This is a genomic window from Sphingosinicella sp. SM1-17 (genome assembly GCF_056821765.1).
In genome coordinates this window covers 61,543-84,205 of the sequence record NZ_JBPDIO010000001.1, presented here as the reverse complement: position 1 = coordinate 84,205, position 22,663 = coordinate 61,543, and the positions used below count along the sequence as shown (strand labels likewise).

Here is a 22,663-nt window from a genome sequence, read left to right as displayed (position 1 = left end):
GAACAGGGAAGGGAAAGTGAATGGCGAATCTGTCGATCTCAACTGCGTGGACCGAGACCGCCGAATTCGTGAAACGCGAAGCAGGGCTGATTCTGCCAATCGCCTTTCTGCTGATCGCCGTCCCCGGTGCCCTGATGCAGATCCTGATGCCAGCGTCGACTACGCCTGGCGCACTTCCGGATCCCGGCGCCTGGCTTCTGATCTTCCCAGTCGCGATTCTGGCGAGCCTGGTCGGTACGATCGCGATCAGCACTCTCGCGCTGCGTTCCGGTACCTCCGTGGGTGAGGCGCTCCAACATGGCGTGCGCCGATTGGTCCCGCTGTTTCTGGCATCATTGCTGCTCGGTCTCGCTGCTGCGATCCTCGCCATACCGCTGATCCTGGTTCTGGCAGGAGGGGCCGGCCTGACCGGCGGCGATCCCGCCGCGGCGGCAGGACCGATCGTGCTGGCGATGCTGATCCTGCTGGTCGTCGCAATCGCGATTTGGGTGCGGCTGATGCTCATGACTCCCGTGGCCGCCGCGGAGCAGGTCGGTCCAATCGCCATCATCCAGCGCAGCTGGGCGCTCACGAAGGGGCATTTCTGGAAACTGCTCGGCTTCGCACTTCTGCTGATGATTGTCGGAACGATCGTCGTGTTCGCGATCACGGCGGTATTCGGAATTCTGATCTTCGCACTTGCCGGCCCCCCGGAACCGGGAAGTGTCTCGATGATCCTGATGACGATCATCTCTGCGCTTCTTCAGTCGGTGCTGAGCGCCGTCTTCGTGACGATGATCGCCCGGATCTACGCCCAACTGACCGGTACGCCTCAGGCCGAAGTCTTCGCCTAATCGAGGACCGGAATCTGCGGCGCCGCCGATCGCGGCAACAAGCCTGCGAGGCGCGGGTCCGGGAAGCACTCGAACGCCCGCTTGTAAGGCTTGAAACCGGCCCGCAGGTAGGACGGCAAGGCGGCAGGATGATCGAGGCTGCAAGTGTGGACCCTCAGGCGGCCGACACCCGGCCGCCAAGCCAGAGCCAGTGTTTGACCGAACAACCAGCGCCCATGACCCTGTCCCGCCAGCTCCGGGACTAGCCCGAGGAAGCGGATCAGGCACTCACCGGCGTCTTGCGCGAAATCCAGTTCGATCAGGCCGACTTCCGAGCCGGTCGGATCGATCACTACGTGGACTTCTCCGGCCGCAGAGAGCAGCGCTTCGTCGGTCATGGCCAGCCGCGAGAACCAGAGCCACTTCTCGCCAACCCGGCGAAACAGATTTCGATAGCGCTCCGGTTCGAGGATCGACCAATGCTCCAGTGTGAGCCGCGACTGCGGGATCGGACCTGAAGGCGGCGGTCGGTGCATTTCCAGAAAAGTCACCACTGCGCCGACATGGCCCGGCGGCAGGTCCTCCAGCCTCCCGCTCACGACCAGGTGGCGAGCGGCGGCAGGCTCATCAGGATTGCGTCGACGTTGCCGCCGGTCTTGAGCCCGAACAGAGTGCCCCGATCGTAGATCAGGTTGAACTCGGCATAGCGGCCCCGCCATTCCAGCTGCCGTGCCCGATCCGCTTCATCGAAGGGCATGTTCATGCGTCGTCGGACGAGCCGCGGGAAGATGTCGAGGAAGGCTTCGCCGACGTCCCGGGTAAAGGCGAAATTTGCCTCGAAACTCGGCCCTCCGCCCGGTTCGGCGCATTCGAGATGGTCGTAGAAGATGCCCCCCACGCCTCGGTGGACGCCTCGGTGCGGGATGAAGAAATAGTCCTCCGCCCATTTCGAGAAGCGGGTGTAGTAGGTCTGATCGTGAGCCGCGCAGGCGGCGCGCAGCCGAGCGTGAAACTCGGCGGTGTCCTCTTCATAGGGGATGGGCGGGTTCAAGTCCGCGCCGCCACCGAACCAGCGCTTCGTCGTCGTCAGGAATCGCGTGTTCATGTGGACCGCGGGGACATGGGGATTGGTCATGTGAGCGACGAGGCTGATCCCGGTGGCGAAGAAATGCGGGTCCTCAGCCGCCCCGAGGATGGTCTTGGCAAATTCTGGACTGAAACGGCCGCCGACCGTCGAGACATTGACTCCCACCTTTTCGAACACCGCGCCTTTCATGAGCCCGCGGACGCCTCCGCCCCCCGGCGAACCGTCCGGATCGCTGCGCTCCCAGGGAGAGTAGTGGAAGCGGGCTTCGCTCCCCATCTCGATCTCGATCGATTCGAATTCGGCGCAGATTCGATCGCGCAGCGATTCGAACCAGTCCCGCGCTGCCTGCTGTTCCTCATCCAGCTCGATCATTCGGGCCAGCCTTTCACCTGTCTCAACGCCTCGGAAAGGGCGATGCCCGCGGCCACGGCGATATTCAAGGATCGCGTTCCCTTCACCTGCGGGATGCGCACGCGAAGTTCGGCTCGCTTGTGGACTTCGTCGGGAACGCCGCTGCTCTCCGACCCCAGTAGCAAGATATCCTTGGTTCCGAACGAGGCCTCATCCAGGCGGGTCGCTGCCGCAGTGGTCAGAAGGACCAGACGGCCGCAGTGGCTCGCCGTGAACTCTTCCCAGCCGGCGTGACGAGTCACCCTGGCAGCTTCGGCATAGTCCATGCCAGCGCGCTTCAGCGCGCGATCGCTCCAGGGAAAGCCGCAGGGCTCGATGATGTCGACACCGACTCCCAGGCAGGCAGCGAGCCGCAAGATCGTGCCGACATTTCCCGCTTGGTCCGGCTGGTACAGTGCAAGACGCATGATTGGGCATCCATGCACGAGTTGATCGCGACCAGCCTAGTCCCGCTTGGGAATGATCGATATCCGGCCGCCCGTTTCCAGGATGGCGTGCTTGATTTCCGCCAGCCGTTCAAGGCCGTGGCTGCTTCGAGCCGCAGCCATGATTTCATCAAGGCCAATTCGCGAATGCAGGAGTCGCTCGTGCATGACTTCGCCATTCTCGATCAGAAGCAGCGGCGCTCCGGCTGTCAGCCGCTGGAAGAAGGGAAATCGCTCCTTCACCGTGCTCATCAGGATACCCGCCCCGACGAGGGTCAGAATCGCGATGGCGGCATTGGTCATCGAATGATCGTCGTCGATCATCGCCTGCTGAGTCGTCTCGCTGATGATCAGCAATATCACCAGTTCGAAGTTCGACATCTCGGCGAGCGAACGCTTTCCGGCGACTCGAAACACGAGGAGGAGGAAGATGTAGGTGACCAAGGCACGGACGACCGAGTCCATTGCAGGCACCTCAGGGAAAGACGAACTGCTCGAAACGCGCCGGCGGCGCCTCCTCGAGACCGACCGACCCTGTGATGGTCCGCAACGTCCGGTCTGGTCGGTAGTGGATGACGATCGCCGCCTCCCCACCAGCCAGATTGGGAGCCGCAAAGGCGAAAGTGTGCCCTTCGGCGCCGATCTCCACACGCTCGGGCTCGGGAAGGATCGATTCGAGCTCCACGGAATCGAGAAAATCGCGGCTGAGGTAGAGCTGGATCCGATCGGCACCGACGGGCGGAATGGCGGCGATCCGGAGTTCGGCCGGCGAATGATAGCGAGTGAAGCCGTCATAGCCGATTCGCAGATTCGGCACCTCCACAGATCGAGAGCTGAGCGGCCCTGGTCCCAGCAGTCCCGCTACCGCGGCGATCAGGATGATGGAGATGATGCTCCAGCCGATACGGTGAAGCCAAAGGTCCAGTCGCTCATTCTCGATCCCTTCCGGAAGGTCGAGACCGGCATGCGCAGTCTTGTCCGACATTCTGTCATCTCCTCCGGAATTGATCAAAGCGCTTCAGGTTCGGCCTCTGAATGACTCTTCTGGAGGTGGTGAGGGTCCGCGGCTGCAATTGTGGGGGAGGACCTCCCTACATCCCGTTGCCGCTCTGTCCCGACGCGCCGCCGCTTGAACTGTCCATACCGCCAGTCTGCCCTACGGGAGCTGCGGCATTCACGCCATTGCCGGCCGCCCCCTCGCCGCCCTGGGACGGGGCCACCGGTTGAAATTCGTCGTTGAGTGCTTCCTCGGCGTTTGTGGTCACGGTCTGGCCGCCGTCGCAGGCGGTGAGCAAAAGCCCGGCTGCGACGGCGGTTGCGAAGCTGATCCGCATTCCTTCCTCCTTCGTTTCACGTCCGAACGGCGGACGGAACGAGGCGTTCCCCAGGCGCGGCGAAGGGGCGCTGGACTGAAGCTGCCCGCCGTCGTCACAGCCCCGTCAAAATGACGGTTGGCAAAAGGCTTGCCGCGCGGCTATCAGGCGCGCCGAGCCGCCAGGGCCGCCCGGCCCTAAGCAGGGGGCGGAATCCGATTACCGGTTCGAAATCGCTGAAGGACATTATGGCGACGGTTGAACATACCGAAGGAACGGCCGCAACGGCCAGCGACGGCGTTCGGCGCCGCGACTTCATCAACATCGCCGCGGTGAGCGCGGCCGGCGTCGGTGGCGCGGCTCTGCTCTATCCGCTGATCAACCAGATGAACCCGTCGGCCGACGTGCTTGCGCTCGCGTCGATCGACGTCGACATCTCGCAGATCCAGCCGGGGCAGGCGATCAAGACGATCTGGCGCAAGCAGCCGATCTTCATCCGCAACCTGACTCCCCAGGAGATCCAGGCCGCCAATTCCGTCAGCCTTGGCGAGTTGCGGGATCCGCAGACGCTGACCGACCGCACCGTCGACGGACGGGTGAACTGGCTGATCACTTTGGGTGTCTGCACCCATCTCGGCTGCGTTCCGCTGGGTGCGGCGGAAGGCGAGAATCGCGGCGAATATGGCGGCTATTTCTGTCCCTGCCATGGCTCACACTACGACACGGCGGGGAGAATCCGCAAAGGCCCGGCGCCCACCAACCTTGAAGTGCCGGAATATTCGTTCACCTCTCCCACCACCGTGCGGATCGGCTGAGGAAGACTGAGATGAGCTTTCCCTGGGCGGAAGAATATAAACCCAAGAGCCCGTTCATGCGCTGGCTCGATGAGCGGCTGCCGCTTCCGCGCCTCGTCTGGGGCTCGGTCGGCGGCGGCTACCCGGTGCCGCGCAACCTGAACCATTTCTGGAATTTCGGCGTGCTGGCCGGGTTGGCGCTGGTGATCCAGATCGTCACCGGCATCGTCCTTGCGATGCACTACAACGCCAATGCCGATACCGCCTTCAACTCGGTCGAGCATATCATGCGCAACGTGAACCAGGGTTGGTTCCTGCGCTATGCCCACGCCAACGGCGCGAGCTTCTTCTTCATCGTCACCTACATCCACATTTTCCGCGGCCTTTATTACGGCTCCTACAAGGCGCCCCGCGAGATGGTCTGGATGCTCGGCCTCGTCATCTTCCTGCTGATGATGGCGACGGCCTTCATGGGTTATGTGCTTCCCTGGGGGCAGATGAGCTTCTGGGGCGCCAAGGTGATCACCGGACTGTTCGGGGCGATCCCGGTCATTGGTCAGCCGATCCAGGAGTGGCTGCTTGGCGGCTACGCGCCGGACCAGCCGACCCTGACTCGCTTCTTCTCGCTCCACTATCTGCTTCCGTTCGTCATCGCCGGTGTGATTATCCTGCACATCTGGGCGCTGCACATTCCGGGTTCCGGCAACCCGACCGGCGTGGACGTCAAGACCCCGCAGGACACCCTGCCTTTCCATCCCTATTACACGGCCAAGGACGGGTTCGGAGCGGGGCTGTTCCTGATCGCCTTCTCGATCATGCTCTTCTTCCTGCCCAATTATCTGGGGCACGCGGACAATTACATCCCGGCAAATCCGCTCTCGACACCGGCGCATATCGTCCCTGAATGGTATTTCTGGCCCTTCTACGCGATCCTTCGTGCCTTCACCGTGGACTTCATCCTTCCGGCGAAGCTGTGGGGGGTGCTGGCGATGTTCGCATCGATCCTGCTGCTCTTCTTCCTGCCCTGGCTCGACAAGTCGCCGGTGCGTTCGGGCAGCTATCGCCCCACCTTCAAGATCTTCTTCTGGATCCTGGTGCTCGACGTGCTGGTGCTCGGCTTCTGCGGCGGCATGCCCGCCGAGGAGCCCTATGTGATGATCAGCCAGCTGGCGACCATGTATTATTTTGCGCACTTCCTCATCATCCTGCCGATCCTGTCGGTGGTCGAACGCACGTTGCCGCTTCCCAATTCGATCTCGGAAAGCGTGCTGCATGGCGAGGAAGCGGAAGCCGCACCGATCGGCGTTAAGCCGACGCCGGCGCCGGCCGAGTAAGGGGACGAGACGGTCATGGTTCGAATTCTGGGCTTTCTGGTCGGTCTCGGCTTCGTCGGTGTTGCCGCCTGGTCGCTGCTGTGGGGCGTCGTCGCCTACATCAGTGAGCCGCCGCAGGAGACGGTCGAGCACCGGTTTCACAAGCACGCCCGCAACATCGACTTTTCGTTCGACGGGCCTCTCGGTCAATATGACGAGCAGCAGCTGCAACGAGGCTTCCAGGTCTACCGGGAAGTTTGCGCCGCCTGTCATGGACTGAACCAGGTCGCGTTCCGCAACCTTGAAGATCTCGGCTACAGCGAGGCAGAAGTTCGGGCCATTGCGGACCAGTGGCCGATCCAGGTTCCGGACATCAATCCGGAAACCGGCGAAGCGACGACCCGCAAGGCGCTTCCGGCCGATCGCTTCCCTGATCCCTATCCGAACGAGACGGCGGCTCGGGCGGCCAACAACAATGCTCTGCCCCCTGATCTGTCTCTCGTAGTCAAGGCTCGCGAGGAAGGCGCGCCCTACGTGGCGTCGCTGCTGACCGGCTATCAGGATCCGCCTGCCGACCTGCCGGCGGAGAACCGACCGGGGCAGGGGCTCTATTACAATCCCTACTTTCCGAACCTGAATATCGCGATGCCGCCGCCGATCACTGCCGACGGACAGGTGACCTATGCCGACGGAACGCCGGCAACGCGCGAACAGATGGCTCAGGATGTTTCCGCTTTCCTCGCCTGGACCGCGGAGCCGAAGCTGGAAGAGCGTCATGCCTCGGGCTGGATGGCTCTTGCCTTCCTGATCTTCGCCACCGTGCTCGCCTATCTATCCTACAAGAATGTCTGGGCGACGGCTAAGCGAACGGTTCGGGTTACCGGACCGCTCGACCCCGAGAATATCGCCAAGCGCGAGGCCGCGGATCGCGAAGCCGGCGTGAACAGCTAGGTCCGGACGGCGCCCGATGATCGGCAGCAATGACGATCTGAAGGCGCTGATCCGTACCATCCCGGATTTCCCGAGGCCGGGCATCCAGTTTCGGGACGTTACGACGCTACTCCTCGACGCTCGAGGCTTCGCCGCGGCGATCGAACGACTGGCCTTCCACATCGAGGATAAGCCTGATCTCGTCGCCGGCATCGAGGCACGCGGTTTCATCGTCGCTGCCGCACTCGCGCAGCGGCTCGGCACGGGATTGTTGCTGATCCGCAAGGACGGCAAGCTCCCGGGGAAAACGATCGCCGAAGATTATGCACTGGAATATGGCAGCGATCGCCTGACCATGCATGTCGATGCCTGCGCGCCGGGTTCGCAGGTCTGGCTGGCAGACGATCTGATCGCGACCGGTGGGAGCGCGCTTGCCGCGGTTCGGCTCATTCGCCGGACCGGTGCCAGTCTGGTCGGTGCGGGCTTCATCATCGACCTGCCCGATCTCGGCGGATCGGCCCGGCTCAAGGCGGAGGGGTTTGCAGTCCACGCGCTTGTAGAGTTCGAAGGCGACTAGTCGTCGCTCGCGCGGAGTCGGCCGAGACCGGCTCGTGCCCACCAACCCATCGTTACGGCGTAGGAACGCCGGAGCACCTGAAGCGTTAGCGATATCGGGGCACGGCGGCCTGGGGAACGTCGTGCCCGACCGCTGCGCTCTGCTCTTCGGGAGACGTCCTCATGTACCTGCCTCTCGGCCGCATCCCCTTCATCTTCCTGGCGGCCACCAGCCTCAGCGCCTGCACGGCCTATGACGATTATGGCTATGGATATGGCGGAGTTTCGGTAGGCTTCGGTTCCAACTATTATGATCCCTGGTACGATCCGTACCAGGACGCCTATTGGGGCTACTATCGCAGCAGCCCCTATTGGGGCTGGTACGATGGCTATTATTATCCTGGAACCGGTTACTACGTGTACGATCGCTGGCGGCGGCCGCACCGCTGGAACGATCGTCAGCGTTACTATTGGTCACAGCGCCGGAGCTACTGGCGCGACCGCGGCGACCGGCGGGAAGATCGGCGCGACTTCCGCGAGAATTGGCGCGACTTCCGACAGGAACGCCGATCGGACGACGGGGAGTTCCGCCGCCAGTGGCGGTCCGACATGCGCCGTTCCCGGCAGGGGGAGATCGATCGCGAGCAACTGCGCCAGGAACGTCGCGAGTATCGACGGGACCTGCGGCGAAATATGCGGGAGCTGCGCCGGGAGGATCGCCGCGCTCGACGCGACTAGTCGGTCGGCGGACGACGTCGGATCATGACGATTGAGGTGAAGCGCATCACCGGCATCTCGTCCTGGTTAGTGACAGTCGTCTCCGTTCGGAAGGTGCCCATTTCCGGTCGACTTCGCGAAGGCGTCTTTTCGACGATCTTGCCGCGAACGTGTAGCGTATCGCCGGGGTAGACTGGCTTGAGCCATCTGAGTTCGTCGACACCGGGTGACCCGAGGCCAGCCTGGGGCTCCTTCGCGAAATGGCGAACGATCGTCGCCATCGTCATGGCGCAGGTGTGCCAGCCGCTCGCGGCGAGCCGACCGAAATGCGTCTTGGCCGCCTCCTCGTCGGAGAGGTGGAAAGGCTGCGGGTCATACTTACTCGCGAATTCCAGCACCTCCTCGCGCGTCACGTCGTAGCTGCCGAAATAGGTTTCGCGGCCGATCTCCAGATCTTCGAAATAAAGCACAACTTCCTCCTCGCCTGCCGGCCAACCCTTCCTTTGCCGGCAGTGCGGAGGAAATCAATTGCTGGCTATCGCTCCTGCCGGGATGACAATCGGCGCCGCCCGTGCCAGACAGCCGCCGCATTTGAACAGCGGGGCAATCATGCGCATTCACCTTTCGTTCGCGCTTATTCTTTCGCTTGCCGCCTGCGCAACGCCGCGCACGGTCGACCGGTCGAGCGATCCCGTCAGCGTCAAGATCATTGCCTTCAACGACTTCCACGGCAACCTCGAGCCGCCCCGTCAGGCTGTCGCGGTTCCGGTCGAGGGTGCTGCAGAACCGGTCCGAGTTCCTGCCGGCGGAGCGGCATATTTCGCTTCCGCCATGGCGCAGTTGCGTTCCGCAAACCCGAACAACGTCACCGTCTCGGCGGGAGACATGATCGGCGCTTCGCCGCTGCTCTCCTCGATGTTCCTGGACGAGCCGACCATTCATGCCATGAACTTGATGCAGGTGGACTATAATGCCGTCGGCAATCACGAGTTCGATCGTGGGCGCGAAGAACTCCTTCGCATTCAGCGCGGGGGATGTGAGCAACATACGTCTGGCCAGCCCTGCCAGTTGGAACCTTTCCCCGGTGCGCGTTTCAACATCCTCGCAGCAAATGTTCGGACGGAAACCGGCGAGACGCTGCTTCCGGCTTACGGCATCAAGAGCTTCGGCGAAGGCAACCGGCAGGTCCGAGTGGCCTTCATCGGCATGACATTGCGAGACACGCCGACCCTCGTCACTCCATCCGGTGTCGCGGGGCTCCGATTCGAGGATGAAGCCGGGACGGTGAATGCGCTCGTGCCGAGGCTTCGCCGCGAAGGCGCCGACGCGATCGTGGTCCTGATTCACCAGGGGGGTTTCCAGCCCGATCCGCGTTATGCCTCTGCGGAATCGATCGCTCCTCCGGTGCCGGGCTGCGACACATTGGAAGGCGACCTGAGGCCGATCCTGGAGCGCCTCGACCCGGCCGTTGACCTGGTCGTCTCCGGGCATACCCACAATTCCTACATCTGTGACTATTCGACGGTCGATCCCGAGCGGCGATTCCTGGTGACCAGTGGCGGGCGCTACGGCACATTGCTGACCGATATCGACCTGGCCATCGATCCGGAACGTGGCGTGGTCAGGCGCAATGCGCGCAATGTCATCGTCCAGGGCGAACCCTTCCGCGGGAGCTGGGGCGAAGTGGCGCTCAGCGATCTTTTCCCGAAATTCGATCCCGATCCGACCGTGTCGGCGCTGATCGACCGCTATTCCGTGGCGGCGGCTCCGCTTGCAGCGCGAGTCGTCGGCTATCTTGCCGCGCCGGCCGACCGCTCACCGACCCCGGCCGGGGAAACCGTAGCCGGGGACCTGATCGCCGATGCACAACTCGCTGCAACGAGCCGCCCCGAAGCCGGTGGTGCTCAGATCGCCTTCATGAACGGCTCCGGCGTACGCGCCGAGCTCGTTCCGGCTGAGGATGGGAGCATCACCTACGGGCAAATCTACGCGGCGCAGCCGTTCGGCAACAATCTGGTCGTCAAAACCTTTACGGGCGCGCAGATCGAGCAGCTGCTCGAGCAGCAGTTTGCCAGCGGCTGGAACAGCGTTGAACGGCCGAACATGCTTATGCCCTCGCGCGGTCTCACCTACAGCTACGACCTGAGCCGGCCCGAGGGGCAGCGGATCCTGGATCTCAAACTCAATGGCGAGCCGATCCGTGATGATGCGACCTACCGGGTGACGATGAACAGCTTCCTTGCCAGCGGTGGCGACAATTTCACCGTCTTTCGCGAAGGAACCGACGTCCTAGGAGGGCCTCAGGACCTGGACGCGCTGGAAGCCTATCTCACCGCCACCGGCCGACTATCGCCCCCCACGCCGAACCGGATCACGAGGCTCGACGCTCCGGCTTCTTCGCCGAGCCGGTAAGGCTGCGCCGCCGTTGCGGGGTCTGGCCGCCTTTGCTCATCTGATTGGACGAATGCGACGACGCCCCAGCCCGATCGCCGCCATCAAACGTTGAATCGGAACAGCATGATGTCGCCATCCTGGACAACATAGTCCTTGCCCTCGGCGCGCATCTTGCCGGCTTCCTTGGCCCCGGTTTCACCACCGCAGGCGACATAATCATCGAAGGCGATCGTCTCCGCGCGGATGAACCCGCGTTCGAAATCGGAGTGGATCACGCCCGCCGCCTGCGGCGCCTTGGCGCCTTTCTCGACCGTCCAGGCGCGGGCTTCCTTGGGACCGGCCGTGAAGAAGGTGATGAGATGGAGAAGGTCGTAGCCTGCGCGGATGATTCGCGAGAGGCCGGTTTCCTCCAGTCCGAGGTCCTTGAGAAAGTCGATCCTGTCTTCGGCAGGCATGGTGGCGATCTCGGCCTCGATCGCGGCCGAGATGACGACGGCTTTCGCGCCTTCCGCCGCGGCCTTCTCGGCGACTCGCGCGCTGTGCGCGTTACCGGAGGAAGCGTCGCTCTCGTCGACATTGCAGACGTAGAGCACCGGCTTGGCGGTCAGCAGCTGCGCCCGCTCAAGAGCCTTCTTTTCCTCTTCGTCCTTCGGCTGAGTAAGCCTGGCAGGCTTCGACTCCCGCAGAAGATCCAGCGCCTGTCCTAGCACCGATGCTTGAACCTTGGCTTCCTTGTCGCCCTGCTGAGCCTTCTTGACGAGGTTCGGAACGCGCTTCTCGAGGCTCTCGAGATCGGCGAGCATCAGTTCGGTCTCGACCGTTTCGGCGTCGGCGACCGGATCGACCCGGCCCTCAACATGGGTGACGTCGCCGTCCTCGAAGCAGCGAAGGACGTGAATTATCGCGTCGACCTCTCGAATATTGGCGAGAAACTGATTGCCCAGTCCTTCCCCCTTGGAGGCGCCTCGAACCAGCCCGGCAATATCGACGAATTCGAGCTGAGTTTGGATCTCCTGAGCCGACCTGGCGATTTGCGCGATCTGGTCGAGACGTGGGTCAGGAACGGCAACTCGGCCGACATTGGGTTCGATCGTGCAGAACGGATAGTTGGCCGCCTGTGCCGCCGCGGTCTCCGTCAGAGCGTTGAACAGGGTGGACTTGCCGACATTCGGCAGGCCCACGATTCCACATCGAAAACCCATTTTTACTCCTGGAAATGGCGAGCGCCCGAGAAGGGAAAACGTGCCTGCGCGCGTCCTAGCGTCCGCGACAGGCAAATTCCAGCAACGCAAGATCGGGATGGCAGGCAGGCAGCCTAGATGTGGTAAAGTAAGCTAGGATGTTCGACTCGAAAGGATAGAACATGCGCCTGTTCCTCATATCGACGTGCGCGTTTGCTCTGCTGGCCTCGGCTCATTCCGCCAGGGCCGACACGATTTGCGAATGGATCGACTTCGGCCAACGTATCGCGGCCGTGGGGGCAGGGGGAATGACCGCGGGGGGCGCTGCGGCTGGCGCCGGCCATCCCGAGCTGGCGCGGGCCCAGACCCGAGTAGCCCTCGCGATGTTTGAGGCCCTGAACGCCATCGACCGCCGTTATCGGTCCTATCTCGACTTCCCGCAGGGCGATCCGACCGCCTCGCAAGACGCGGCGGCAGTGACCGCGGCGCACACTGTGCTGCTCCACTATTATCCGGCGCAACGATCCGCACTCGAAGAGAATTACAACATCGCAATGGAAGCAATCCCCGATCCGGCAAGGCGGGATTCGGGGCGGATGATCGGCGAAGCGGCGGCTCGAGCGGCGATCGCTGCCGGCACTATCGATCCGACCGTCGTCCAGAGGCCATACCAACCACGTGCGGCTCCCGGGCAGTGGGTTGCCACCCAATTGCCCGTGATCCAGCCTTACATGGTGGCGTTCCGGCCGTGGATACTGCCGAGAGCCGATTCGGTGCGTCCAGCGCCTCCGCCCGATCTCGATAGCGATCGCTGGGCGCGCGACTATGAAGAGGTTCGGCGCCTCGGCGGGCGCGTGAGCCGAGCACGGACACCTCACCAGACGCTGATGGCGCGTTACAGGATCACTCCGGACATGATGCCTTCGCTGCGCTATGCTGCCGATGCTCCCGGCCGTGCGCCTGTGGCGAATGCCCGCCTCTTCACCCTGATCGGAATGGTGCTCGATGACGCCGGCATGGCCACCGGCGAGGCCAAGCTGCACTACAATTTCTGGCGTCCGATCACCGCGATCCGCAACGGCGAGTTCGACGGCAACCCGGCTACCGAGGCGGAGCCGGGGTGGGAGCCATTGATCGCGACTCCGAACCATCCCGAATATCCCTGCGCTCATTGCAGCAGTGCTGGAGCGATCGCCGAAAGTCATGACGGCTGAAGTCGGTCCTCGGCCGCCGCATGGAGTGCGGGTCAGTTCGCGTTCCATTTCCAACAGCGCCGTCCAGGTGCTGCCAAGTTGGGATGACTGGGTCAGGGAGGTGAACCACTCTCGAACGTTCGGCGGGGTACATTTTCGCTTCTCCAATGAGGCAGGGGAGGGGATGGGGCGCCGAATTGCCCGAATGGCGCTCCGGAACGTCATGCAGCCGCTGCCGCGCGCCATTTCGCGCCGTCGGAGAAGTTAGGTCGAGCCCGAGGCAACCCGTGCCGTGGCCATAAGCGATTCGCAGGTGATCTGACCGCGTCGCCCATGTTCCTCGGAAGAATGGGCATTGGACGGGTTCGAGACCTCGTCTCGACAGCGCCGAAGGGCTTGCCTAGGGTCCCCGAAAAGGGGGATGCCGATGAAGCCTGTTCTGTCGTCACTGGCGCTTTCGCTCGCGATCGGCCTTGCGCCGATTCCGGCATCGGCTCAGCAGAGCTCCCAGCAGGTGCTCCAGAATACGGTCGCTCGGCAGGGGCTGCTGCCGGTTCATGTCGACCAGCGAGGAGGGCGGATCCTTCTTTCGCTTCCTGCGCCGGATTCGGAGGGAATTTCAGGGCGCTTCATCTATGTGTCGGCACTCGAAACCGGTCTCGGCTCGGCACCGATCGGGCTCGACCGAGCCCTGTCGCGCGGATCTCGCCTGCTCGTATTCCGTCGCGTCGGAAAACGGGTCGTGGCGGAGGTCGAAAATCCTCGGTTCCGCGCCGGTGGCGGGTCCGTCCAGGAGCAAGCCGGAGTGCGCCGCTCCTTCGCTTACTCCACGATCTGGATGGGCGAGATTGCCGCGGAAACGGGCGACGGGCGGCTGCTCGTCGACATTTCGGGCTTTCTCACGCGCGACGACATGGGAATTGCCGATGCGATCAGAGGCGGCGGTGGCGGCGAGTTCCGATTGTCGTCCGATCTCTCTGTCGCCGATCCCAATTTCGTGCGCGTCTTCCCGCGCAATATCGAACTTCAGTCGAGGCTCACTTTCACTTCGGCCCAGCCGCAGACGGAAGTGAACAACATCTCGCCGGTGAACGGCAATCTCAGCTTCATTGTCCGCCATTCCCTGATCGCTCTGCCCGAACCGGGATACGAACCGCGGCGCTTCGATCCGCGCGCCGGAACCTTCGGCTCGCAGGTGGTCGATTTCGCAGCGCCGCTCGGCCGCTCCGTCGTCTACGAACTCGCCAATCGCTTCCGGCTGGAGAAGGTCGATCCGGGGGCACCGAGATCGCGCGTACGCAGCCCCATCGTCTTCTATATCGACACGGCCGCGCCGGAGCCGATCCGGACCGCGCTGTTCGAAGGGACGGGCTGGTGGCGCGAGGCGTTCGAAGCGGCCGGGTTCATCGATGCCTTCCGGGTGGAAATGCTTCCCGAGGGAATCGACCCGCTCGATATTCGATACAACGTCGTCAACTGGGTCAACCGCGCCACTCGAGGCTGGTCCTACGGGCAGGTGATCGAGGATCCGCGCACAGGCGAGATCATCAAGGGACAGGTGCTGCTCGGGTCGCTCCGAGTCCGGCAGGACATGCTGATCTTCCAGGCTCTCGTGGGTGCGAACCTGACCGGATCGGGCGGGACCAATGATCCTGTGACCGCGGCTCTGGCACGGATAAGGCAGCTTGCCGCTCATGAGGTGGGCCACGCTCTGGGCCTCGCTCACAACTTCGCCGGAAGCATCCAGGGGCGCTATTCGGTCATGGATTATCCTGCCCCGCGCATCCGACTCGAAAATGGCGTGCCGGACCTTTCGGACGCTTATGGCGTCGGGCTTGGCCGCTGGGATACTTTCGCTGTCGACTGGCTCTACGGCGCCCGCACCGACGCCGAAGCTGAACCACGAATGCGCGCGGCTATCGCCGAAGGACTGCGCTTTGTCGGCGACGCCGATGCGCGTCCGGCTGATGCTGCCCACCCGATCGGCAGCCTGTGGGACGACTTCGCGGATCCGATCGCGGAGCTACGCCGGATGATGGAGGTTCGAAGCGTCGCGGTCGCCCGGTTCGGACCGGGCGCGCTGCCGGTCGGCGAGCCGGTTTCGCAGCTCCGCCGCGCCTTTGTTCCGATCTGGCTCCTTCATCGCTACCAGACCGAAGCGGCCGCAAAGCTGATCGGGGGAGTCGACTATCATTACTCCGTCGCCGGTGATGGAACGGAGATGGCGCGGGTCGTCCCGGCCGCCGAACAGCGCAGGGCCCTGGAGGCCCTGTTGGACACGCTCGCCCCGTCCGCATTGAGCGTCCCACCGGCGCTGGTTCCGCAACTTTCCGCAGGTTGGTCGGGCGGCCCCGATCGGCAGACCGAAATCGAGATCATGCCGACCTCCGGCGGGCCGATCTTCGATCCTCTTGCCGCGACCGAGGTCGCCGCAATGGTCACTTTGACGGGGCTGCTGGCGCCCGAACGCTTGAACCGGCTCGAACTCCAGAATCAAGCGGACCCGGCTGCTCCGGGCGCGGACGAGTTGCTCGACCGGCTCGTGGGGCGAGTCTTCTCCTTCTCGGGGCTCGAATCCTCGGCCGCTGCAACCCAGCGTCGCACGGCCACAACCACGGCCTTGGCACTTGCCCGCGTCCAACGGGATCCCGCTTTGTCGCCGACGCTCTCCCTCGCCTTGTCCGAACGGTTGAACCGCCTCGCCGGGCGGCTTGCCCGCACTTCCGGCACCGGACTGCATTCCGACTGGAGTCGGGGTCTGGCTCGACTCCTTGCTGACGGCGAAGCGCTGGAACGCGCTCTCGCCGACCAGCGCCGGCTGCCGCGAATTCCCCCCGGAATGCCGATCGGGGGTGCCCACGAATAGGGCGCGCGCAGGGTGGAGCTAGGGACGCGGCAGCCGCGGGTCCGCACGGCACTGCCGTAGCGGCAGCGAACGGCCGGAGATCACTTGAATCACCCGTTGCGATCGGCGATCCGTCGACATGGTCAGGCAGGCGCAGCCATGGCCGTAATTGCCATTCGTCCGCACCCAGCCTCGACTGCTCATGTCACCGAGCTGTTCCATGCCGGGAACCGGTTCGCGGCCCTGGGTACCCAGCACCCACTGACCGTCGCGGTCGACCAGCCACCAATTACCCGGAGTCGGATTGTGAAGCCATCCGCAGCGTCGCTCCGCGGCCGGGGCGGACGTAGCGGTGAGCGCCGCGATCAGAATGGCCAGTTTGAGCATCCGAAGCCTCCGTTCAGCCAAGCACCGACTCGGCCCAGGCCGCATAGGGACCTCGGCTGAGCACCTGCCGCTGAACCTCCTCCGAGGCCCGGTTGATCGCTTCGTGGGGTCGCGGCCCCGGATGAACCGCGCGGCGCAGCGGCCGGCTACCGGCGGGCATGGCGATGATTTCGGCGATTGCGCGCGGTACATCCGCCGGATCGGTTGTTCCGCCGCCGCCGGAACTCGGATTGCGAAGCTGAAACTCCGGATAGGCGGCTTTGAGCGGGTCGGGACTCCTTTCGATCAGCTCTCGAGTGAGCCGGATCCGGTTCGGCCAGATGTTCGTCGGATAGCCCCCGGGCTGCACGATGCTCACTTCTACGCCGCGCGGGGCCAGCTCGTAAGCAAGCTGCTCGGCCCAGGCTTCGACGGCATATTTCGTGGCCGAGTACATGCCGCCGAAGGGCACCACCATCCGGCCCAGCTGCGAGGAAACGTTCACGAGCAGGCCGGAGCGACGCTCGCGCATTGCCGGAAGCACGGCCCGCGCCATGCGTTGATAGCCCATCAGGTTCGTGTCGAACATCGCCTGAGTCGCGGCCATGTCCTGAAGCTCGACCGGGCCTGAATAGGGAATGCCGGCATTGTTGACGAGCACGTCGAGGGCGCCGCCGGCGATCCACTCCGCCTCCGCGACTCCGCGAGCGACCTGATCATCCTTCGTGACGTCGATCTCGACGACATGCAGGTCGAGCCGCTCGTCGCGCGCCGAGTCACGAAGAGCCTCGGCTTCCGGTCGAGGCAGGTTTCGCATCGTCGCTATCACCTTGGCCCCCGCACGCGCATAAAGCAGCGCTCCGATATGGCCGAAGCCCGACGAGGTCCCGGTGATCAGGATCGACTTGCCGGTAAGGTCGGGAAGGGTCGATTGCGGCTGAGCTGCCGCCGGAGCGGCCGAAAGGACTGCGAGGCCGGTGGCGCCGCCAATCAGCTGACGCCGGGTGAGTGATTCGGTCATTGAAAGGCTCCTCGGGGAATGTCACCCAGTTCCCTTGCTCCCTACCGCACAGGAGGAGACGCGCGCTAGAGCCGGTAGTTGAAGCTGATGCTGATCCGTTCGCTCTTGCCGGAACCGGGCACCACTTCGTGTCGCAGCCAGCTTTCCCAGAGGAAGATCGCGCCCTCGCTCGGCTCGGCATAGACAAAGGTCCGAAGCGATTCCGGAGCGTCGGAGCGTCGCGGGGGAGCAGCCATCATCAGCGGCAGCCTCGGATCTTCCAGCTTCAAGGCCCCGCTGCCACGAGGCACGGCGACATAGACGGTCCCGGAGATGATGCTGTGCGGGTGGATATGGCCGCTATGGGCGCCACCGGGCCTGAGGACATTCACCCAGAGACTGTCCAGCTTCGGCCGCCGCCCGCCAAGCTCGAATGCGCAATGTGAAGCGAAGTCGGCGACATGGCGATTGAGCAATCGCACGAGTTCGGCGAAACTCGGGTCGCGGAGCGGCAGGTCGTTGAGCGAAGCGTAGGACGTATAGCCGCAATAATTGTTCTCCCGCGACCAGCGTCGCCCCGCCTGGTCGTCGGTGGCCAGCGTCAGGCAGGCTTGCCGGAGATCGTGCAGCAATTCGGGCGCATCCAGCGTCCCTTCGTAGAAGGGGGTGGCGAAGAGGCAGCGGACGGCCAACTCAGTCCTGATCCTGCATTCTGAGCGCGACGTCGTTCATGAAACGCGCGTCGTCGCCTCTGGCCAACCATTCGGCCTCGGCGGCGATGGCGGCGAGGAGATCGCTGAGCCGTTCCTGCTCGGCCTTCGCGTAATTGCCAAGGACATGGCCCGTCACCTTGTCCTTGTGCCCGGGATGGCCGATCCCGATCCGGACGCGGCGGAAGCCGTTGCCGATATGGGCGTCGAGCGAGCGGATCCCATTATGCCCGGCAGTTCCGCCGCCGGTTTTCACCTTCACCTTGAAAGGTGCAAGGTCGAGCTCGTCATAGAAGACGGTGACGTCGCTCGCTTGCTTCTTGAAGAAGTCCATCGCGGAGCGGACCGCGCGACCGCTCTCGTTCATGAACGTCGCGGGCTTGAGGATCAGGACCCGGCTCTGACCGATCCGGCCTTGTCGAACCCAGCCGTGAAAGGCCTTCTTCGCAGGTTCGAAATTGTGGATTTCGGCGACTGCGTCGGCCACCATGAAGCCGACATTGTGCCGGTGCATGGCATATTGCGCGCCAGGATTGCCGAGGCCGACCCAGATCTGCACGGGTTCGAACTCCCCCCAGTCGGTCGCTTCCGGGGCATCCGCCGGCTGGCCATGAACCTCCACGCGACGAGGCGCGAAGAGCGAGGCCAGCCAGCGGAAAGGCAAGGGCCCTTAAGCCTCGTTGTCGCCCTGGTCCTCGCCGACCAGCGGCACTTCGGCGGAAGCAGCCTCGCCTTCGGCGGCCTCAGCCTTCAGGCCTGAAGGCGCGACGATGGTCGCGATGGTGAAATCGCGGTCCGTGATCGCGGAGGAAGTTCCGCGCGGGAGGCTGACATGGCTGATATGAAGCGAATCGCCGATGTCGAGGCCGGTCAGATCGATCACCACTTCGTCGGGGATTTCGGCCGCATCGCAGACCAGCTCCAGTTCGTGGCGCACCGCATTGAGAACGCCGCCGCGCTTGATTCCGCGGCAGGTTTCCTCTCCGACGAATCGGATCGGAACCGCGACAGTGACGGTCGCATGCTCGCTGATGCGGAGGAAGTCGACATGCAGCGGACGATCGGTCACCGGGTGAAACTGAACGTCCTTCGGGAGCGTGCGGGTGGTCGAGCCGCCGGCATCGATCATCACCACCGAGTTCATGAAGTGGCCGGTGTTGAGAAATTTAACCAGCGCCTTCTCCTCGACGTGGATCGGCATCGGCTCTTCATTGTTGCCGTAAATGACGGCGGGCACGCGACCTTGACGACGCAATACTCGGGAGGCTCCCTTGCCAGCCCGATCACGCGTTTCGGCCGACAGCGTAAGCTGTTCGCTCATTGCATGTCTCCAAGTTGCGGGTTGTCCAAACAGTCCCGCTCACGCCTCCAGGGATGACCATGAGCGAGGAAGCCGCGGCCTATATGGTAGACCGCGGCTTCGCGCAAGTGACGGAACGGGCGGGAGGCCTGCGGAGTCAGTTCGCTTCGTGGTGCGGGACCCGCTCCGAATCTATGTTCAGCGCCCTCAGCTGGTCCTGGACGCTGCCGCGGCCGGCAAGATGACCCGCGCCGACGGCCATGAACACGGTGCCCGGGCGGCTCATCCTCTCCTGGATCCAGCGCGCCCAGTTCGCATTGCGGTTGGTGAAGAGTGCATCATAAAGGGTGCGGTCTTCGGTTAGATCCTCGTTCATCAAGGCGGCGAGCCGTTCGGCATTGCCGGTCGACCAGGCTTCTAGCATCGGCGCGAGCTTGCGACGCAGTTCGTCCGTATCGTCGAGCGCCTCGCGGAGACCCTTGATCTGATCCTCCTCGGGTATGTTGTCGAAGATCTGAATCTGGCTTTCGACGGTTTCGAGCTGCCCTTGGCTGATGTTGCGCTCCGTCGCAGCGCGGCGGAGGACGGCCTCAGGGCCGTTCTGAGGGTTGAGTCCGAGCTGAAGTGCCGCCGCATTGGTGAGCGTGAGCATCACGAACCAGGGCTCCATCCGGTCAAAGGCACCTGCCGGTACTCCGAGCGAAGACAGGACGCGATTGAGCGTCGCATTCTGTTCCTCCGTCAGGCGGGCCGAGATCGTCCGGCCCTGCGGATCGATTGCGTAGCGTGCGATGATCGGCTGCATTAGCGCCTGTTGTTCGGCCGGACTTTCCGGAAGGATGACCTCGACGATCAGCTCGTTGGATGCATCGAAGGCGGTGCGAACTTCGTCGTTGAACCAGGGACGCTCGTCGAGGAGGTGGAAGGTACCGAACAGATAGATGGTCGTGTCTTCGTCGCGGACCACCCACAAAGCCGGATCGGCGTCCTCGACGGGTGCCCGCGCTGTCGGTGCCGGAACTGCTTGGGCAGGCTGTTGCGCAAAGGCGACGGCGGGCGCGAAAGCCAGCGCGGCCGCAAGTAGCAGCTTTTTCATCATTGGTTCTCCCGGTTAGCTAAAGTATTATCAGAAAAGCGAAAATCAAACAGCAGACAGGTCACTCCCTCAGCGGTATTTCTTCCAGAGCCAGACGGCTCCGACGGTGCTGACGGTAAGAAAGTACAGGACCACGCCGTTGGGAGCGGAGACGAAGCCGCCGCGCCAGGCGAACCACCAGATCGGGGCGCCCAACATATAGACATACATGCCGTAAAGCGCTCCCGTCTTGTAGGCGTCGGCTTCCTGCTCATCGACGGCTTCGCGGTGCCAGTAGATCGACATGGCGGGGACGAGCAGGCCCGTGACCGCAATCATGGCGAGCGCGATCCACGGAGGCAGCGGCGTGCTTGCGAACAGGCTGGAATGGTCCAGGCCTTCGCCGCCGGCCAGCATGACGACGGCGGCCATCACAGCACCGGTTGCGCCGGAAGCGACCAAGATGTTGCGGTTGAGCCGCTCCTTCCGGCTGAGCGGTTCGCTGCCAGCCGGCAGCCGAACGAGGCGCAGCAACAGCCAGATACATCCTCCCAAGAGGATCGCGACGCCGAGAAGAATGAATCCGTCGACGGCCCCGAAGGACTGGCCGTCTTCGAAATGCGCGGCGAGAAAGCCGGCCGCGACCCCGGCGAAGAAGAGCGTCGCAATGGAGAGGCCCAGGATCTTGAGCCAGCGCCACGCCGGCGGCGGGCCGAGGTCGTCGGTCTCACCCATCGGTCTTCGATCCAGCGACTTCATCATCGAAAATCTCCTCGATCCTCATCTCGAACAGCCGGGCAATCTTGAAGGCGAGCGGCAGCGAAGGGTCGTATTTGCCTGTTTCAATCGCGTTGATGGCCTGTCGCGACACGTCGAGCCTGCTCGCCAACTCCGCCTGGCTCCAATTCCGCTCTGCGCGCAGGACGCGGAGGCGATTCTTCATTCATTTCTCTCCCTCATCGTGCCCTCAATCGCCGATCCGACGGGAGATGGTGGAGCAGAAGTGCTGGCGGTCCATGGCAGCCTTCCTGTCAAAGACACACGACACTATGTCGTGCACACCTGACACATAACCGATTCGTCGATGATGTCAAGGGAACATTACATTCAGTCATGTACACGTGACAGGCTCTTCGACTGGTTCAGTCGATCGAACGGGGTTCTCTGGTTTCCCGATTCCCGGCCGTCCGGAGCTTACGTGCCTCGTTCGCGTGCCCTCCAGTGCCGTTGGAGATGGACGGAATCTCCGGCGGGTGGTCGCCTCCAGGCTTCCTTGACCCCCAGTGCACCATGCGCCAAGAGGTGATCTTTGTTGCACTGCGAAAGCGGAGAGACTTGGTGGGCCGCCCGCTCAGCTTTCAGAGACTTATTCTGACGCTCCACGATTATTGGAGCGAACGTGGCTGCGTGATCCTGCAGCCCTACGACATGGAGATGGGGGCAGGGACCTTTCATACCGCGACGACCCTGCGGGCGCTCGGCCCGGATCCCTGGAACGCCGCCTTCGTTCAGCCGTGCCGGAGGCCGACGGACGGCCGCTATGGCGAGAATCCGAACCGGCTCCAGCATTACTATCAATATCAGGTGATCCTGAAGCCGAGCCCGCTTGATCTCCAGCAGCTCTACCTCGGCAGCCTTGCCGCAATCGGAATCGACTTCACTCGCCACGATATCCGCTTCGTCGAGGACGACTGGGAAAGCCCCACGCTCGGCGCCTGGGGACTCGGCTGGGAGGTCTGGTGCGACGGCATGGAAGTCACCCAGTTCACCTATTTTCAGCAGATGGGCGGCTTCGACTGCCGACCGGTTGCCGGCGAGCTCACTTACGGCCTCGAACGTTTGGCCATGTACATCCAGAACAAGGACAGCGTGTACGACCTCGAGTTCAACGACGCCGGAGTCACTTATGGCGACGTCTTTCTCGAAAACGAGCGCGAGATGTCGAAATGGAATTTCGAGGTTGCCGATACCGGGACTTTGTTCGACCTGTTCCGCAAGGCCGCGGCAGAGTGCGAGAACTGCCTGTCGGCGGGCCTCCCGATCCCGGCTTATGAGCAGGCGATCAAGGCGAGCCACGTCTTCAATCTGCTGAACGCGCGCGGAGTCATCTCGGTGGCCGAGCGCCAGGCCTATATCGGCCGGGTCCGTGACCTGGCGAAAGGCGCCTGCGAGTCCTGGATGGAGAATCACGGATGGACGGCGTGACGCCCGTGCATGGTCGCGGCGCCGGCGAGGCAGGGCA

At 63.5% G+C, this 22,663-nt stretch carries 26 protein-coding genes; 10 read left to right on the top strand and 16 right to left on the bottom strand.

Annotated features, from left to right (window positions below; all coding sequences use genetic code 11):
• Window positions 1–20 precede the first annotated feature (20 nt).
• Window positions 21–833 carry a DUF7847 domain-containing protein gene (locus ACRYLT_RS00435; protein ID WP_482662141.1) on the top strand — a complete coding sequence of 271 codons (813 nt, stop codon included), beginning with the start codon at window positions 21–23 and terminating at the stop codon, window positions 831–833.
• Here the strand turns inward: ACRYLT_RS00435 and ACRYLT_RS00430 are convergent.
• The 6 genes from ACRYLT_RS00430 to ACRYLT_RS00405 form a co-directional block, all read right to left on the bottom strand.
• Window positions 830–1,348, bottom strand: coding sequence for a GNAT family N-acetyltransferase (locus tag ACRYLT_RS00430; protein WP_482665365.1), 519 nt, complete (start codon window positions 1,346–1,348; stop codon window positions 830–832). The genes ACRYLT_RS00435 and ACRYLT_RS00430 overlap by 4 nt on opposite strands.
• A gap of 59 nt (window positions 1,349–1,407) precedes the next feature.
• Window positions 1,408–2,271: an oxygen-dependent coproporphyrinogen oxidase gene (hemF, locus tag ACRYLT_RS00425; RefSeq protein WP_482662140.1), complete on the bottom strand. Its 864-nt coding sequence runs from the start codon at window positions 2,269–2,271 to the stop codon at window positions 1,408–1,410.
• Complete coding sequence (locus tag ACRYLT_RS00420; protein WP_482662139.1) at window positions 2,268–2,717, bottom strand: tRNA (cytidine(34)-2'-O)-methyltransferase; 450 nt, start codon at window positions 2,715–2,717, stop codon at window positions 2,268–2,270. Before ACRYLT_RS00420 ends, hemF begins: the two co-directional genes overlap by 4 nt.
• 36 nt (window positions 2,718–2,753) lie before the next feature.
• Window positions 2,754–3,200: a DUF421 domain-containing protein gene (locus ACRYLT_RS00415; protein ID WP_482662138.1), complete on the bottom strand. Its 447-nt coding sequence runs from the start codon at window positions 3,198–3,200 to the stop codon at window positions 2,754–2,756.
• Between the two features lie 10 nt (window positions 3,201–3,210).
• Window positions 3,211–3,720 (bottom strand): hypothetical protein, encoded by a 510-nt coding sequence (locus ACRYLT_RS00410; protein WP_482662137.1) that lies wholly within the window; start codon window positions 3,718–3,720, stop codon window positions 3,211–3,213.
• A 106-nt stretch (window positions 3,721–3,826) separates the two neighbouring features.
• On the bottom strand, window positions 3,827–4,069 hold the full coding sequence (locus ACRYLT_RS00405; RefSeq protein WP_482662136.1) for a hypothetical protein: 243 nt from the start codon (window positions 4,067–4,069) through the stop codon (window positions 3,827–3,829).
• A 227-nt stretch (window positions 4,070–4,296) separates the two neighbouring features.
• On the opposite strand from ACRYLT_RS00405, the gene petA reads away from it, so the two are divergent.
• From petA to ACRYLT_RS00380, 5 genes are all read left to right on the top strand, one after another.
• Entirely contained in the window at window positions 4,297–4,863 is a 567-nt protein-coding gene (gene petA / locus ACRYLT_RS00400) for a ubiquinol-cytochrome c reductase iron-sulfur subunit (RefSeq protein WP_482662135.1), read from the top strand.
• Between the two features lie 11 nt (window positions 4,864–4,874).
• Window positions 4,875–6,176 (top strand): cytochrome b, encoded by a 1,302-nt coding sequence (locus ACRYLT_RS00395; RefSeq protein WP_482662134.1) that lies wholly within the window; start codon window positions 4,875–4,877, stop codon window positions 6,174–6,176.
• 15 nt (window positions 6,177–6,191) lie between these two features.
• Window positions 6,192–7,106 carry a cytochrome c1 gene (locus ACRYLT_RS00390; RefSeq protein WP_482662133.1) on the top strand — a complete coding sequence of 305 codons (915 nt, stop codon included), beginning with the start codon at window positions 6,192–6,194 and terminating at the stop codon, window positions 7,104–7,106.
• Window positions 7,107–7,122: 16 nt separating this feature from the next.
• The gene (locus ACRYLT_RS00385; RefSeq protein WP_482662132.1) at window positions 7,123–7,662 is read left to right on the top strand and encodes an adenine phosphoribosyltransferase; all 540 of its coding nucleotides are present in this window, start codon (window positions 7,123–7,125) and stop codon (window positions 7,660–7,662) included.
• 161 nt (window positions 7,663–7,823) lie between these two features.
• The gene (locus ACRYLT_RS00380; RefSeq protein WP_482662131.1) at window positions 7,824–8,378 is read left to right on the top strand and encodes a hypothetical protein; all 555 of its coding nucleotides are present in this window, start codon (window positions 7,824–7,826) and stop codon (window positions 8,376–8,378) included.
• Here ACRYLT_RS00380 and ACRYLT_RS00375 read toward each other — a convergent pair.
• Window positions 8,375–8,827 carry a MaoC family dehydratase gene (locus ACRYLT_RS00375; RefSeq protein ID WP_482662130.1) on the bottom strand — a complete coding sequence of 151 codons (453 nt, stop codon included), beginning with the start codon at window positions 8,825–8,827 and terminating at the stop codon, window positions 8,375–8,377. The two genes, ACRYLT_RS00380 and ACRYLT_RS00375, sit on opposite strands and share 4 nt — an antisense overlap.
• Before the next feature lie 139 nt (window positions 8,828–8,966).
• Between ACRYLT_RS00375 and ACRYLT_RS00370 the strand changes: the two genes are divergently transcribed.
• On the top strand, window positions 8,967–10,769 hold the full coding sequence (locus ACRYLT_RS00370; protein ID WP_482662129.1) for a bifunctional metallophosphatase/5'-nucleotidase: 1,803 nt from the start codon (window positions 8,967–8,969) through the stop codon (window positions 10,767–10,769).
• Window positions 10,770–10,852: 83 nt separating this feature from the next.
• Here ACRYLT_RS00370 and ychF read toward each other — a convergent pair whose 3' ends face one another.
• A complete protein-coding gene (gene ychF, locus ACRYLT_RS00365; protein ID WP_482662128.1) occupies window positions 10,853–11,953 on the bottom strand; it encodes a redox-regulated ATPase YchF in 1,101 nt (366 codons plus the stop codon).
• Window positions 11,954–12,114: 161 nt separating this feature from the next.
• Here ychF and ACRYLT_RS00360 point away from each other — a divergent pair, with 161 nt between their 5' ends.
• Window positions 12,115–13,146: a vanadium-dependent haloperoxidase gene (locus ACRYLT_RS00360; protein WP_482662127.1), complete on the top strand. Its 1,032-nt coding sequence runs from the start codon at window positions 12,115–12,117 to the stop codon at window positions 13,144–13,146.
• 406 nt (window positions 13,147–13,552) lie between these two features.
• Complete coding sequence (locus tag ACRYLT_RS00355) at window positions 13,553–15,991, top strand: zinc-dependent metalloprotease (RefSeq protein WP_482662126.1); 2,439 nt, start codon at window positions 13,553–13,555, stop codon at window positions 15,989–15,991.
• Window positions 15,992–16,009: 18 nt separating this feature from the next.
• On the opposite strand, the gene ACRYLT_RS00350 is transcribed toward ACRYLT_RS00355, so the two are convergent.
• The 8 genes from ACRYLT_RS00350 to ACRYLT_RS00315 all read right to left on the bottom strand — a co-directional run bounded on the left by ACRYLT_RS00350 (window position 16,010) and on the right by ACRYLT_RS00315 (window position 21,364).
• A complete protein-coding gene (locus ACRYLT_RS00350) occupies window positions 16,010–16,357 on the bottom strand; it encodes a DUF4087 domain-containing protein (RefSeq protein ID WP_482662125.1) in 348 nt (115 codons plus the stop codon).
• Between the two features lie 13 nt (window positions 16,358–16,370).
• Complete coding sequence (locus tag ACRYLT_RS00345) at window positions 16,371–17,357, bottom strand: SDR family oxidoreductase (RefSeq protein ID WP_482662124.1); 987 nt, start codon at window positions 17,355–17,357, stop codon at window positions 16,371–16,373.
• A 65-nt stretch (window positions 17,358–17,422) separates the two neighbouring features.
• Entirely contained in the window at window positions 17,423–18,028 is a 606-nt protein-coding gene (locus ACRYLT_RS00340) for a TIGR02466 family protein (protein ID WP_482662123.1), read from the bottom strand.
• Between the two features lies 1 nt (window position 18,029).
• On the bottom strand, window positions 18,030–18,605 hold the full coding sequence (gene pth / locus ACRYLT_RS00335; protein WP_482665364.1) for an aminoacyl-tRNA hydrolase: 576 nt from the start codon (window positions 18,603–18,605) through the stop codon (window positions 18,030–18,032).
• 111 nt (window positions 18,606–18,716) lie between these two features.
• A complete protein-coding gene (locus tag ACRYLT_RS00330; protein ID WP_482662122.1) occupies window positions 18,717–19,367 on the bottom strand; it encodes a 50S ribosomal protein L25/general stress protein Ctc in 651 nt (216 codons plus the stop codon).
• A gap of 136 nt (window positions 19,368–19,503) precedes the next feature.
• The gene (locus ACRYLT_RS00325) at window positions 19,504–20,445 is read right to left on the bottom strand and encodes a TraB/GumN family protein (protein ID WP_482662121.1); all 942 of its coding nucleotides are present in this window, start codon (window positions 20,443–20,445) and stop codon (window positions 19,504–19,506) included.
• Window positions 20,446–20,511: 66 nt separating this feature from the next.
• A complete protein-coding gene (locus ACRYLT_RS00320; RefSeq protein ID WP_482662120.1) occupies window positions 20,512–21,183 on the bottom strand; it encodes a hypothetical protein in 672 nt (223 codons plus the stop codon).
• Window positions 21,149–21,364: a helix-turn-helix transcriptional regulator gene (locus ACRYLT_RS00315; protein ID WP_482662119.1), complete on the bottom strand. Its 216-nt coding sequence runs from the start codon at window positions 21,362–21,364 to the stop codon at window positions 21,149–21,151. The genes ACRYLT_RS00320 and ACRYLT_RS00315 overlap by 35 nt, the downstream gene beginning before the upstream one ends.
• Before the next feature lie 392 nt (window positions 21,365–21,756).
• On the opposite strand from ACRYLT_RS00315, the gene ACRYLT_RS00310 reads away from it, so the two are divergent.
• On the top strand, window positions 21,757–22,626 hold the full coding sequence (locus tag ACRYLT_RS00310) for a glycine--tRNA ligase subunit alpha (RefSeq protein WP_482662118.1): 870 nt from the start codon (window positions 21,757–21,759) through the stop codon (window positions 22,624–22,626).
• Window positions 22,627–22,663 lie beyond the last annotated feature (37 nt).